This window comes from Rhizobium sp. Rhizsp82, from assembly GCF_047325115.1.
Classification (GTDB): Bacteria; Pseudomonadota; Alphaproteobacteria; order Rhizobiales; family Rhizobiaceae; genus Rhizobium.
The window spans coordinates 1,188,276-1,200,494 of the sequence record NZ_CP168571.1 but is presented as its reverse complement, the minus strand read 5'-3'; the positions used below and the strand labels follow the sequence as shown (position 1 = coordinate 1,200,494).

The following is a 12,219-nucleotide window of genomic DNA, read 5'->3' as shown; positions in this document are numbered from 1 at the left end:
CCCTCACGGTCGTTGCGATCAACGGGCCGGGACGGCGGGCGCCTTTCCGGCCTTCATTTCCTTCTGGAAGGATGCGTCCATCTTGGCGAGGAAGTCGGCGGTGGTCGTCTTCTTCAACCACACTTCCTCGATGCCGTTGATGACATAGCTGTCGGTCGCCGGCGGCAGGAAGGTCCAGGTCGTGTAGCCGTATTTGCCGTCGTTGACCTCGGAGGAGAGGGTCTTCATCGTCTCGGTGAAGAGCGGCGTGACTTCGCTTGCCATCTTGACGTTGGAGATGTCCTTCAGCGGGATGTTCCACTCGCCCTGCCAGGCCGAGTTCATCGTGCCGTAGACTTCCGGCGAGAAGACGTAGTTGATCGCGGCTGCGGCGCCATCCGGATTCTTGGCCTTGGTGGCGATCGAGAAAGTCGAGCCGATGCCGAGCGGGAAGACGGGGTCGCCCGAAGCGCTCGGGAAGCCGACGAAGCCTGCTTCGCTGCCTGCCTTCTTGCCGTAGGTGTCGACGTTCTGGAACTGCCAGGTGCCTGTCGGCATCATGCCGGCCTTGCCGGATGCCATGGCATCGGCTGCCTGCTCGCCGCTGGCGATCGAGAAGTAGTTCTTGCCGAAATAGCCCTTCTGCCACCAGGAGTTCAGGCGGTCGATCGACTTGACGAAGGGTTCCGCCGTCCAGGGCATCTCGCCGCGGAGTGCCTTGTTGAGGTTCTCGGGGCCGGCGACGGAGTTGAGCGCCAGCGTCACGAACCACTCGTTTGCACCGCGCCAGTCGGCATTGCCGGCGGCAAACGGCGTGATGCCGTCCTTCAGCATGGCGTCTGCGACGGTTTCCAGCTCGTCCAGCGTCTTCGGCGGCTGCCAGTTCTTCTGGGCAAACAGCGTCTTGTTGTAGAACAGGCCGACGGTTTCGTAGGTCTTGGGCAGCGCGTAGATCTTGCCGTTATACTCGCCCATCTTCAGGAATACCGGCAGGATGCGGTCTTCCCACTTGTACTTGGCGGCATAGTCGTCGAGCGGCATCAGCTGGCCGGACTGGGCCATCGGCGCGACATAGCTCGGGCCGGCGGTATAGACGACGTCGGGGCCGTTGCCGGAGAGCATCGCGACGCGCAGCTGCTTGTCGAGCTCGTTGCCGCGATAATCGATGACGAGGCTGTAATCCGGGTTCGCCTTGGCGAAGGGCTCGACGATGTTCTGCTGGATCAGCTTCTGCTGGTCGGGCGTCGCCTGCTCGTACCACCAGGAGACCTTCTCCTGGGCGGCAGCCATCTGCGCGGTACTGGCGATCAATGCGGTGGCGGCTAAGAGCTTCAGCCTGGTCATGATATTTCCTCCCTTACTGGATGCGTTTGGTCCGGCCGCGCCGAAAACGGGGCGACCGAAGCGCGGATGATGATTTGGTATGCCATTTCCTCCGCCTCGCCCGGTGCGGAGGCATCGCCTCCCAGGCGCTCGACGAGCTTTTCGGCGGCGCGGGCGCCGATCCGGTCCTGAAATTGCGCAACGGTCGTCAGCGGCGGGGTCACGAGCGCTGCCGCCAGGATGTCGTCGAAGCCGGCAACCGAGACGTCACCGGGCACCGACAGTCCCTTCGCCGAGAGACCCTGCATAACGCCGATTGCCATCAGGTCGTTTGCGGCAATGACGGCGCTGACGGAGCGGCCGCTTTCGATCAGCCGGTCGGCGACCTCGCGCCCGGCTTCCAGGGTGAAGTGCGCGGCTTCCAGCACGATCGGCTCCGCGCCCATGGTCGCCATCGCCTCGAGATAGCCCTGCAGACGCACCTGCTGCGGCCCGCCGGGTGCTGCGATCATGGCAATCGAGCGGTGACCGAGTTCCAGAAGGTGAAGCGTCAGCGCCCGGGCCGCAGCGACATTGTCGATGAAGAGATTGTCGATCGGCAGCGGCCCGCCCGTCTTGCGGCTGACCTCGATGCGAACGACGGGAACGCCGCTTTTGCCGAGCGGCGCCAGATCGCGCGCGCTGGTCTTGAAGAAAACGCCGACAACGCCGTCGAAGCGGCCCTGTTGCGCGGCGAGAATGACCTGGCGCTCGTTGGCAAGCTCGCCCTCGGTATCGATGGTGACGACTTCGTAGCCGGCGGCGCGCGCCACCTTCTGCACGGCAACGACCAGAGAGGGGTAGAAGGGGTTGGCAAGATCGGGAACGACGCAGGCGATGACATAGGTGCGCTTGGTGCGCAGCGCCTGCGCGAAGCGGTTCGGCTGGTAGCCAAGCTCGGAGATTGCCGCCTCGATGCGTTCGGCCGTTTCGGGGGTCACCTTGTCGCGTCCGCCATTCAGGACGAGCGACACCGTGGCCTGCGCAACGCCGGCTCGTTCTGCAACTTCCTTCTGCGTAATTCGTCGCCCGCTCACGCAAGAAAACCCTAATTGATACGTAGCAACAAATTATTGCTACGTATCAATTAGTCAATAGCAATATTTGGATGATCCCCAGCGAGGCGGCTTCTGGCAGCTAGATCCGTGGCTGTGCGTCCTGCGGGAAAGGGTTGATCGGGCAGCGCAATTCTCTCCGGCGAAAGCGCGAATGAGGTGGATTTCGCTCCGCCAAGCCTTCATGATCCCGATCGAAAATGATCCGGAGGAAGAGCATGAACTGGAGTGGACGGCGCGTTCTGGTGACGGGAGCAGGCAAGGGGATCGGGCGGGCAACCGCCGTGATGCTGGCATCACGCGGGGCGCGGGTCCTGGCGCTCAGCCGCAGTGCCGATGACCTCGCTTCCCTCAAGTCGGAAACCGGTTGCGAGACAGTTTGCGCCGATCTCGGCGCCATCGATCAGATCGAGGCAGCCGTGAAGCCTGCTCTTCCCATCGACCTGCTGGTCAACTGCGCAGGCACGACGACATTGCAGAGTTTCGTCAACAGCGAACTCTCGGAGTTCAACCGGGTGCTTGGTGTCAATACCGTGGCGCCGATGGTTCTATCGCAGATCGTCGTCAGGGACTGGCTGGCGCGCGGCATCAAGGGCGCGGTCGTCAATGTGTCGAGCGACGCGGCCCGGCGCGGCGTCGTCAATCACACGGCCTATTGCGCCTCGAAGGCGGCGCTCGATGCGATGACCAGGGTGATGGCGGCGGAGCTCGGGCCATCAGGCATCCGCGTCAACAGCGTTAACCCGACCGTGACGCTGACGCCGATGGGCGAACTCGCATGGAGCGACCCGGCGAAGGCCGATCCGGTCAAGGCGCGCATCCCGCTCGGCCGTTTCCTTGACCCGGATGAGGTGGCCGAAGCGATCCTCTTCCTGCTGAGCGACGGCGCCGCGATGGTCAACGGCGTGTCGCTGCCGGTTGATGGTGGTCTTTCGGTGTCCTAGGTCGCCGACTTTGCGGTCAGCCTTGCCTGCAGGATGACGACGACGAGCAGGAAGGCGCCACGGATTACCGATTGCCAATAGGCCGAAAGCGAAATCCAACCGAGGCCGTTTTCGAAATTCAGCACGTTGAAGACCATGCCGAGCAGCAGCGCGCCCGCAAGCGTGGCGCCGACCGATCCGGAGCCGCCCGTCAGTAGCGTGCCGCCGACGACGACGGAGGCGATCGCAAAGAGCTCCCAGCCGACACCCTCCGTCGGCTGCCCCGCGCCGAACTGTGCGGCGAGGATGACGCCGGCAAGGCCCGCGAGCGCCCCTGAGAGCGCGTAGATCGCAAAGAGCGTGCGGTTGACCTTCAGGCCCATCAGCGCTGCCGTGTGTTCACCATCGCCGATCGCCAGGATATGGCGGCCGGAGGGGCGTCGCTCGAGGAAGATCCAGCCGGCGACATAGGCCGCCAGCGCGATCCAGCCAGGGATCGGGAAGCCCAGGAAATCGTCCTGGCCGATAGAGACGAAGGCGGTGTCGTAATCGACGGAAACCGATTGATTGTCGGCGAGCAGCAGTGCCGTGCCATAGGCCGCCAGCATCGCGGCGAGCGTCGCGATAAAGGGCTGGATCCGCATCTTGGAAATGACGAAGCCGTTGAGCATGCCGACGACGAGGCCCGCGCCGATGCCGGCGGCAAGCCCGGCCGCCCATCCATAGGGCGATGCCAGTGCCGAGACGACGCTTGCAAGTGCGGCAACGCCGCCGACCGAAAGATCGATGCCGCCGGTCATGATGACGAAGGCCATGCCGAGCGCGATCAGCGCGAACATCGAGTTGTAGCGCAGGAAGCTCAGGATATTGAACGGCGACAGGAAATTGTCATAGCGAAGCGCGCCGAACAGGATCAGTGCCGCGAGCGCGATGAGTACACCGAGACGCGCAAGATCGCCTGAGGGTTTGGGAGCGAAGGGTTTGATGAGAGCGGAAAGCATCTTGTTGTCCTCAGGTCTTGTCGGCGCGCTGCTGGATGAAGACGGCGACGACGATCAGGCCGGCCTTGACGACGAGGGCGGCGGCATCGGGTACGCCATTGGCAAGCAGCGTGTAGCGCACCAGCTGGATGACGAAGGCGCCGAGAAGCGTGCCGAAGATATTGGCGCGCCCGCCCGTCAGCAGCGAGCCGCCGACCGCGACCGCCGCGATCGCATCGAGCTCCATGCCCATGCCGACGAGATTGGCGTCGCTGGCGGAATTTCGGGCCACGACCACCAGCCCGGCAATGCCGGCCAGCGCGCCGCTGATCACGTAGACCAGCGTCTTCACCCGCTTCACCGGAATGCCGGTCAGGCGCGCCGCCTTCTCGTTGCCGCCAACGGCGATGATCTGACGGCCGATGACGGTGAAGCGGATCAGGCAATAGGCGAGCGCGGCAATGACGACCATCAGCAGAACCTGCGCCGGGATGCCCGCGACATTGCCCATGGCGATCCACTGGAAGGCCGGGTTCTTGAAGACCTGCAGATTGCCGTTGGTCATCACCTGGGCGATGCCGCGCCCGGCGATGAAGAGCACCAGCGTTGCGACGATCGGCTGAATCGAGAAATGCGTGACGAGAAAGCCGTTGAACCAGCCGAAGAGCATGGCGACGATCACCGGCAGCACGAAGGCGAGGCCGACGGCGAGCGCCGCATTGTCGATCGGCACAAGCGTGCCGAGAAAGATCATCGGCGCGACGGCGCCCGATATTGCCATCAGCGAGCCGACAGAGAGATCGATGCCGCCCGTCGCGATCACCAGCGTCATGCCGGTCGCGACGATGACGATTGTGGCGACCTGGGTCAGGTTGACGTTCAGCGTCTGCCACGAGAGGAAGTTCGGCGTGATCACGATGTTGACGGCGATCAGCAGCAGGAAGGCCGCGAACGTGCCGTAGCGGCTGGCGATCTGCAGGGCGGAAGGCCGGGGCGGGGCGGCGGCTTTGAGGGAAGTGTCCGTCATCGTCATATCAATCTACCTGATGCGCCATCGCGGCGAGAAGGCTCTGTTCGGAAAGCTCCCGGCGCGGAAGGACCGCCACCGATGCTCCATCGCTCAACACGGTCACACGGTCGGCCGCGGCCAGCAGCTCCTCCAGCTCCGACGAGATCATCAATACGCTGAGGCCTTCGTCCGCGAGATTGCGCAGCAGGCGCAGGATCTCTGACTTGGCGCCGATATCGATGCCGCGGGTCGGCTCATCGACGATCAGCACGCGCGGGTCGGTGCAGAGCCAGCGGGCCAGCAGCACCTTCTGCTGATTGCCGCCCGATAGCTCCTTGATCGGCTGATCTGGCGAGGCGCATTTGACGCCGAGCGACTTGATGAAGCGCGCGACGATCTCGTCCTGGCGGGCGCGGTCGACGATGCCCGCCTTCTTCAGCTTCGGCAGCAGCGCCAGCGTCATGTTCTCGCGGATGCTCATGTCGGGCACGATGCCGTCCACCTTGCGGTCCTCGGAGACGAGGCCGATGCCATCGGCGATCGCCGCGGCCGGTTCGGCATAGTTGCGTTCGGTGCCGCCGAAACGCAGGCTGCCGCGCTCCAGCTTGTCGACGCCGAAGATGATGCGCGCCGTTTCCGTGCGGCCGGAGCCGAGAAGGCCGGCAAGCCCTGAAATCTCGCCTTCGCGAATGAGGAGATCGACATCGCGCACGCGCAGCCCGGAGCCGGCACCTTCGAGTTCGAGGCGGACGGGCCGTTCGATCGCGTTGTCGGCATCGCGGCTCAGCGCCTCGAAGGCGGCAAGCTCGCGGCCGAGCATGTGGCGCACGAGTTCCATCTTCGGGATGTCCTTCATGGCGCTGACGGCAACCGTCTGCCCGTCGCGCATGATGGTGACGCGGTCACAGATGGCATAGAGCTCGTCGAGGCGGTGACCGATGAAGATCACCGCGACGCCGCTTTTCTGAAGCGTGCGGATCGTCTCGAAAAGCACGGCAACTTCGCGCTCGTCGAGCGAAGAGGTCGGTTCGTCCATGATCAGCAGCCGCGCGTTCTGGGTGACGGCACGGGCGATCGAGACCATCTGGCGCGTTGCGGCGCTGAAGCGGGAAACCGGAAGATCGACGTCGATGTCGAGATTGAAGGTGGCGAGCACCCTGCGGGCGCCTTCGCGCATGGCGCGGCGGTCTAGGAAGCCGAATTTCTTCGGCTCGCGCGACAGATAGATGTTCTCGGCGACCGAGCGCTGCGGCGCCAGATTGATTTCCTGGTAGATAGTGGCGATCCCGGCGGCCTGGCTTTCGGCCGGCGTCGAGAAGGCGACATCTTCACCATTGAAGCGGATCGATCCCTCGTCGCGCTGATAGGCGCCGGTGAGGATCTTGATCAGCGTCGATTTTCCCGCGCCGTTCTGGCCGACGAGCGCCATGATCTCGCCCTCGGCAATATCGAGGGAAGCCGAGCGGAGCGCAGCAATCCCCGCAAAGGACTTGGAGATACCCTGCATCGACAGAAGCATGTCGACCACTCCATTATCTATAGAAGAAAAGCCGGCCGGAACGGCGTTTGCCGAACCGGCCGGAGCGGTCACTTTGGGAGCTTAGTATGCGCTGGAGAGCTCGGCCTTGGCGTTGGATGCATCATAGAACTTGTCTTCGTTGATGACCCACGGCTCGATCTTTTCGCCCTTGGCGTAGCGCGCCATCGTTTCGAAAGCCTTCGGCCCGAAACGCGGGTTGCACTCTACGACAGCGCCGATCTTGCCATCTGCCACGAGGCCGACAGCTTCCTTGCCGCCGTCGATCGACAGGACGAGGATGTCCTTGCCGGGCACCTTGCCGGCTGCTTCGATGGCCGAGATGGCGCCGATCGCCATTTCGTCATTGTGCGCGTAGATGATGTCGGCATCCGGATGGGCCTGAAGCAGCGCTTCGGCAACCTGGCGGCCCTTGTCGCGGGCGAAGTCGCCGGACTGCGAAGCGACGATCTCGAAGCCGCCGGCGGCCTTGATCGCGTCATCGAAGCCCTTCTTGCGGTCGTTGGCCGGCGAGGAGCCGGTCGTGCCTTCGAGTTCGATGATCTTCTTCTTGCCGTTGGCGTTCTTCGCCAGCCATTCGGCAACGCGCTGGCCTTCCTTGATGAAGTCGGAGCCGATGAAGGTCAGGTAGTCCTTACCGGGCTTTGCGAGCTTCGGATCGACGCTGCGGTCGAGCAGGATGACGGGAATGCCGGCCTTTTCAGCGGCCTTGACGGCCGGGATCAGCGGCTTTTCTTCGCGCGGCGACAGGAAGATCAGGTCGACGCCCTGGGCGATCATCGAGTTGACGTCTGCGACCTGCTTTGCAGCAGAACCGGCAGCATCGGTATAAACCAGCTGATAGCCGAGCTTTGCAGCTTCCGCCTTCATGCTTTCGGTCTGGGCGATACGCCACGGATTGTTGGATTCGGTCTGCGCGAAGCCGACCTTGTACTTGTCCTTGTGCTTCAGCGCAGGGACTTCTGCCATGGCAACGCTGCCGGCAACGGCGACCGCGCCGAGTGCGGTTGCAGCGAGCATGAATGTGCGACGTGAGAATGCGGACATCTCAGTTTCTCCTCCCGAATTTTCCGGTATCTTCCCAACCGGCAGTGAGCAATAACTGCTTCACATGAGCTAATCTTGCAGCTAATAATATTAGCAAGTCAAGCGTCATTTTATGAGCTATTGCACAAATTTTGGTTTGCGCTGCAGCAAATCATCGGGAGGATATTTGGATGGCGAAGAAGAATGGCCGCGGCGGGGAAACAGGGCGCCGCGGTGAGGCTGGACGGCCTACAATGACCGATGTTGCCCGTATTGCGGGTGTTTCGCAGTCCAGCGTGTCGCTTGTGCTCAATGAAATGTCGGGGTCGCGCATCTCTGCGGATACCCAGGCCAAGGTTTTGGAAGCTGCTCATAAAATTGGTTATAAATTACCAAGTGTACGTCATGAAGCGCCGCCCGAGACACGAATCGAAAAAGACACGATCGCCTTCATCGTCGACGAAATCTCCACCAGCCCGCATCCTGTCGTCAGCCTCGACGGCGTGCGCGACTTTGCCTTCGAGCAGGGCTTCCTGACATCGGCGCACGCGACGCGGTCGAACCCGGATCTCGAAGATGCGGTGCTGCGCTCCGTGCTGCGCGATCCCTCGATCATCGGGGTGATCTACGCGACGATCTTCACCCGCAAGGTCAAGGTACCGAAGCTGCTGAAGGATATCCCGACCGTTCTGCTGAACTGCTATGCCGAGCCGCGCCAGCATATGGCGATCGTTCCAGGTGAAGTGGCGGGGGGCTTTGCCGCGACCGCGCATCTGACCTCGCTCGGCCACCGGCGCATCGGCTTCATCAATGGCGAGCCCTGGATGGACGCGGCGGCAGATCGCCTGAAGGGATACAAGCAGGCGCTCGCCACCGTCGATGTTGCCTTCGACGAGACGCTGGTGCGCGATGGCGACTGGTTGCCGCTGCGCGGCTATGAGGCGGGCCTCGATCTCCTGTCCATGCCGAACCCGCCGACGGCGATCTTCTGCGGCAACGATCTGATGGCGATCGGCGTGATGGAGGCGGCGGCCGAGAAGGGTTTTCGCGTGCCGGAGGACCTTTCGGTCATGGGCTACGACGACCAGGAGCTGGCGCGCTACACCCATCCGCCGCTCTCGACGCTCGTGCTGCCCAACTATGAAATGGGCCAGAAGGCGGCCGAGACGCTGATCGACATGGCCGTGCACGGAAAGTCGCTGCGGCCGATGACGATCAAGGTCGACGGTCCGCTGGTCGTTCGGACTTCGACGGCAAAGAAGAAATCGTAGGTCAGGCGACGGCGCTGACCGCAAGCGTGATCGAAAAGGCCATCAGGACGGCGGAGCCGCAACGCTGCGCCAAGAGGGGCATACCGCTGCCGTTTCCGGCAATCAGCCGCCCGAGCCCGATCCAGATTGTCGATGTGAATGTGACACAGGCGGCAAAGCTCAAGATCGCGAGCGTAAGCGGCGCCTGAACGGCGGGCACCATCGTCAGGCCGATGATGATCGCCTTGGGGTTCAGGAGCGTCGTGACGAAGAGATGCCGCGGCCCGACGGTGGTGGCGCCGGCGTCGGGATCGGCTTTCCAAAGTTTCAGCGCCAGTGACAGCACCCAGATCGCCGAGACGATGCGAACGCTCTGGGCGACGCCGGGATGCGCCTGCAGGTAGGGTCCGGCAATCCCCGAGACCGGAATGATGACGATCAGATAGGCCGCGAGCACCGCCCCAAGCAGCGACAGCAACCGGGTAGCCGTGATGCCTGCCGACGCCATGGCGAGGACCGCGTTGGTCGGGCCGGGCATGATCAGCAGCGCGAGAACGCCGAGAGAGAAGGTCAGCAAGGTCATCTTCGGCAATATCCTTCAGGCGCGCCGCCTGCGCCAGCGTCTTTATAGAGATTGCGGGAAAGCGCTTCGATCCGCTGAGGGTGGCTGGCTTTCGCGCCAGCTCCAGACGGGCTCGTCAACCGGGGTGCCCCGCCATGTCCTGACGTGCTTGGCGGTGATGGTGACCTCGCCCTTCTGGTCGGGCGCTATTTCAGGGCTCAAGGCGATCTCGCAGAAGACATCGAGGTTCTGGAGCAATCGGGCCTCGTTCGCCCGCGGCGGCGAGGCGATGCTGAGAAGCGCGCGGCGGGTGACGATAACCGTTCGTGCCTGCGCGCCGTCGTGGATCTCGATGCGTCCGGACTTTGCCCGCTCCTCGAACCGGGCGGCGATGATGGCGTATCGCATTGAACGGTCTCTCCTTCGCGCACCGGTCCGCAACGCGGCAATGCTATCGCGCGGGCCGCCACGCGCTTTGATCTGCATCAAAGTCGCAGGGCGCTCGGTATGGCGGCCGGTTCATTGATCTAGAACAAGGAGGTGCGTTCGCCGGGGCGCCATAAGGGCGGGATTGCTTGTGAAGGAAGCCACGATGTCCAACGCCCTTGTCGCCAAATATGGCGAAGCCCGCCTGCCGCGCTACACCAGCTACCCGACCGCGCCCGCCTTTTCAGCCGCTGTCGAACCAGAGGATTACGCGGCGGGACTGGCGGCGCTCAGCCCATCGGATCCCGTGTCGCTTTACCTGCACATCCCGTTCTGCCGGGCGATGTGCTGGTATTGCGGTTGCCATACGTCGGTGACCCGCCAGGACGCCCCGGTGGCTGACTATCTCGACCTCCTCGCCGAGGAGATCGAGCTGGTGTCGGAGGCGGCCGGTAACGGGCTTGGGGTCAAGAACGTTCATTTCGGTGGCGGCACACCGACGATCATCCGTCCGGATGCCTTCGCGGCGTTGATCAAGAAGCTGCGCAGCGCCTTCCGCTTCGAGGCGGGAAGCAGCGTCGCCATCGAGATCGATCCGCGGACGCTCACCGCGGAAATGGTCGCCGCGCTCGGTGAAAACGGCGTCGACCGCGCCAGCCTCGGCGTCCAAAGCTTCGATCCGGCGGTCCAGCACGCGATCAACCGCGTCCAGGCCTTCGAGCAGACCAGGGCGGCAGTCGAGGGCCTGCGTGCAAACGGGACCGAGAGCATCAATTTCGACCTGATCTACGGCCTGCCGCATCAGACGGTCGCTTCCTGTCTTGAGACGGTGAAGATGGCTGTCGAACTCCGCCCCGAGCGCCTCGCGGTATTCGGCTATGCGCATGTGCCGTCGTTCAAGAAGCATCAGCGGCTGATCGACGAGGCGGTGCTGCCGGATGCGCCGCAGCGCAACGCCCAGGCGGAAGCGATCGCCGAGGCGCTGGTTGAGGCCGGCTATGTCCAGATCGGCCTCGATCACTTCGCCCTGCCGCACGACCAATTGGCCGTCGCTGCTGCATCGGGAACGTTGCGCCGCAATTTTCAGGGTTATACGACCGACGACTGCGAGACCTTGATCGGTCTCGGCGCCTCATCGATCGGGCGGCTTCCCGGCGGCTATGTTCAGAACGAGGTGCCGCTTGGCCGCTATGGCGAGCGCATCGCTTCCGGCATCCTGCCGACCGCCAAGGGTTATCGGCTGAGCGATGAAGACAAGCTGCGCGCGAAGGTGATCGAGCGGCTGATGTGCGATTTCCAGGTCGATATCGCCGGTCTCTGCGAAACAGCCGGATACGACCGCGCCTTTCTGACCGAGCGCAACGAGCGGCTGGAGCAATTGCTCTGCGATGGCGTCGCGATCTTGTCGGACGGGCGCCTCTCCGTTTCCAGCGACGCCCGCTTCATGGTCCGCGCCTTGGCATCCGCCTTCGATGCCTATTTCGGCGCGCCCGGCCGCACGCATAGCAAGGCGGCGTAGCTAGGCCGCTTCGGCATAGACGAGATCAGGGGCGACGATCCATTCGCCCGGCTTCAAGGCCGTCACGTCGAGCCGGCCGCGGCGATCGCGGGCGGCAATGCCGACGAAACGGTAGCGCCCGCCATCCCTGTCGATGACCGCCGCAGCGATCGGCCGGCCATCGAGATGGCCGATCACGGGGCCGGTCTTCTGCGTAGGCGTCAGAACGAAATATTCGTGCGGTAGGCTGCGGCTGACCATTACGCTGGCTTCCCCTGCTTGATGTTCGATACCGGCAGGGCGGGTGCCGGCTTTGCAAGCGGGCGCTTCTTCTTGATCTCGACCGTGAACGGCCGCCGTTGCAGGCGCATCGTCATTTCCATTTTCAGTTTTGTGATCGGGTGAAGGGCGGGCCGTTCGGCGCCGCCGGACATGCTGCGCCAGAGATGGACCCAAGCACGTAAGCATTCCATTCATGGTGGGAGGCTCCGGTATCAAAATCTCATAGTGTCTGCAGGTCGCACTTGCCCTTTTGCTCTTGGGCTGCAATTTGTCCCGGTGCCGCATAGGCGGCGGAGAAGCGGGCGGCTGAGTCGTTCCGGCGGAGCAGGC

At 63.5% G+C, this 12,219-nt stretch carries 13 protein-coding genes; 3 read left to right on the top strand and 10 right to left on the bottom strand.

Features of this window, described 5'->3' with window-relative positions; translation table 11 throughout:
* Positions 1–18: 18 nt before the first annotated feature.
* Both ACEN84_RS29750 and ACEN84_RS29745 read right to left on the bottom strand, forming a co-directional pair.
* The gene (locus tag ACEN84_RS29750) at positions 19–1,323 is read right to left on the bottom strand and encodes an ABC transporter substrate-binding protein (protein WP_112712199.1); all 1,305 of its coding nucleotides are present in this window, start codon (positions 1,321–1,323) and stop codon (positions 19–21) included.
* Positions 1,320–2,378, bottom strand: a complete 1,059-nt coding sequence (locus ACEN84_RS29745) for a LacI family DNA-binding transcriptional regulator (RefSeq protein WP_413711571.1) — start codon at positions 2,376–2,378, stop codon at positions 1,320–1,322. The genes ACEN84_RS29750 and ACEN84_RS29745 overlap by 4 nt, the downstream gene beginning before the upstream one ends.
* A gap of 236 nt (positions 2,379–2,614) precedes the next feature.
* On the opposite strand from ACEN84_RS29745, the gene ACEN84_RS29740 reads away from it, so the two are divergent.
* The gene (locus ACEN84_RS29740; protein ID WP_413711570.1) at positions 2,615–3,340 is read left to right on the top strand and encodes an SDR family oxidoreductase; all 726 of its coding nucleotides are present in this window, start codon (positions 2,615–2,617) and stop codon (positions 3,338–3,340) included.
* On the opposite strand, the gene ACEN84_RS29735 is transcribed toward ACEN84_RS29740, so the two are convergent.
* The 4 genes from ACEN84_RS29735 to ACEN84_RS29720 form a co-directional block, all read right to left on the bottom strand.
* Positions 3,337–4,320 carry an ABC transporter permease gene (locus tag ACEN84_RS29735; protein WP_413711569.1) on the bottom strand — a complete coding sequence of 328 codons (984 nt, stop codon included), beginning with the start codon at positions 4,318–4,320 and terminating at the stop codon, positions 3,337–3,339. The genes ACEN84_RS29740 and ACEN84_RS29735 overlap by 4 nt on opposite strands.
* Positions 4,321–4,330: 10 nt before the next feature.
* Complete coding sequence (locus tag ACEN84_RS29730; protein ID WP_413711568.1) at positions 4,331–5,326, bottom strand: ABC transporter permease; 996 nt, start codon at positions 5,324–5,326, stop codon at positions 4,331–4,333.
* A gap of 7 nt (positions 5,327–5,333) precedes the next feature.
* The gene (locus ACEN84_RS29725) at positions 5,334–6,827 is read right to left on the bottom strand and encodes a sugar ABC transporter ATP-binding protein (RefSeq protein ID WP_112712191.1); all 1,494 of its coding nucleotides are present in this window, start codon (positions 6,825–6,827) and stop codon (positions 5,334–5,336) included.
* Positions 6,828–6,908: 81 nt separating this feature from the next.
* Positions 6,909–7,892, bottom strand: coding sequence for an ABC transporter substrate-binding protein (locus tag ACEN84_RS29720; RefSeq protein WP_199625364.1), 984 nt, complete (start codon positions 7,890–7,892; stop codon positions 6,909–6,911).
* Between the two features lie 170 nt (positions 7,893–8,062).
* Here ACEN84_RS29720 and ACEN84_RS29715 point away from each other — a divergent pair, with 170 nt between their 5' ends.
* Entirely contained in the window at positions 8,063–9,142 is a 1,080-nt protein-coding gene (locus ACEN84_RS29715; protein ID WP_413711567.1) for a LacI family DNA-binding transcriptional regulator, read from the top strand.
* Between the two features lies 1 nt (position 9,143).
* Here ACEN84_RS29715 and ACEN84_RS29710 read toward each other — a convergent pair whose 3' ends face one another.
* A complete protein-coding gene (locus tag ACEN84_RS29710) occupies positions 9,144–9,704 on the bottom strand; it encodes a threonine transporter RhtB (protein WP_413711566.1) in 561 nt (186 codons plus the stop codon).
* Between the two features lie 42 nt (positions 9,705–9,746).
* Positions 9,747–10,091 (bottom strand): hypothetical protein, encoded by a 345-nt coding sequence (locus ACEN84_RS29705; protein ID WP_199625361.1) that lies wholly within the window; start codon positions 10,089–10,091, stop codon positions 9,747–9,749.
* Positions 10,092–10,275: 184 nt separating this feature from the next.
* Here ACEN84_RS29705 and hemN point away from each other — a divergent pair, with 184 nt between their 5' ends.
* Positions 10,276–11,628: an oxygen-independent coproporphyrinogen III oxidase gene (hemN, locus tag ACEN84_RS29700; protein WP_413711565.1), complete on the top strand. Its 1,353-nt coding sequence runs from the start codon at positions 10,276–10,278 to the stop codon at positions 11,626–11,628.
* Here the strand turns inward: hemN and ACEN84_RS29695 are convergent, their stop codons facing one another.
* A complete protein-coding gene (locus ACEN84_RS29695) occupies positions 11,629–11,868 on the bottom strand; it encodes a hypothetical protein (protein ID WP_413711564.1) in 240 nt (79 codons plus the stop codon).
* Positions 11,868–12,041 carry a hypothetical protein gene (locus ACEN84_RS29690; protein ID WP_413711563.1) on the bottom strand — a complete coding sequence of 58 codons (174 nt, stop codon included), beginning with the start codon at positions 12,039–12,041 and terminating at the stop codon, positions 11,868–11,870. The genes ACEN84_RS29695 and ACEN84_RS29690 overlap by 1 nt, the downstream gene beginning before the upstream one ends.
* Positions 12,042–12,219 lie beyond the last annotated feature (178 nt).

Excerpts from the sequence above, each read along its gene's own strand:
- hemN (WP_413711565.1), top strand. The coding sequence starts at position 10,276 with ATGTCCAACGCCCTTGTCGCCAAATATGGCGAAGCCCGCCTGCCGCGC.
- ACEN84_RS29735 (WP_413711569.1), bottom strand. The coding sequence starts at position 4,320 with ATGCTTTCCGCTCTCATCAAACCCTTCGCTCCCAAACCCTCAGGCGAT.
- ACEN84_RS29725 (WP_112712191.1), bottom strand. The coding sequence starts at position 6,827 with ATGCTTCTGTCGATGCAGGGTATCTCCAAGTCCTTTGCGGGGATTGCT.
- ACEN84_RS29695 (WP_413711564.1), bottom strand. The coding sequence starts at position 11,868 with ATGGTCAGCCGCAGCCTACCGCACGAATATTTCGTTCTGACGCCTACG.
- ACEN84_RS29740 (WP_413711570.1), top strand. The coding sequence starts at position 2,615 with ATGAACTGGAGTGGACGGCGCGTTCTGGTGACGGGAGCAGGCAAGGGG.
- ACEN84_RS29720 (WP_199625364.1), bottom strand. The coding sequence starts at position 7,892 with ATGTCCGCATTCTCACGTCGCACATTCATGCTCGCTGCAACCGCACTC.
- ACEN84_RS29710 (WP_413711566.1), bottom strand. The coding sequence starts at position 9,704 with ATGACCTTGCTGACCTTCTCTCTCGGCGTTCTCGCGCTGCTGATCATG.
- ACEN84_RS29730 (WP_413711568.1), bottom strand. The coding sequence starts at position 5,326 with ATGACGGACACTTCCCTCAAAGCCGCCGCCCCGCCCCGGCCTTCCGCC.
- ACEN84_RS29750 (WP_112712199.1), bottom strand. The coding sequence starts at position 1,323 with ATGACCAGGCTGAAGCTCTTAGCCGCCACCGCATTGATCGCCAGTACC.
- ACEN84_RS29705 (WP_199625361.1), bottom strand. The coding sequence starts at position 10,091 with ATGCGATACGCCATCATCGCCGCCCGGTTCGAGGAGCGGGCAAAGTCC.
- ACEN84_RS29690 (WP_413711563.1), bottom strand. The coding sequence starts at position 12,041 with ATGTCCGGCGGCGCCGAACGGCCCGCCCTTCACCCGATCACAAAACTG.
- ACEN84_RS29715 (WP_413711567.1), top strand. The coding sequence starts at position 8,063 with ATGGCGAAGAAGAATGGCCGCGGCGGGGAAACAGGGCGCCGCGGTGAG.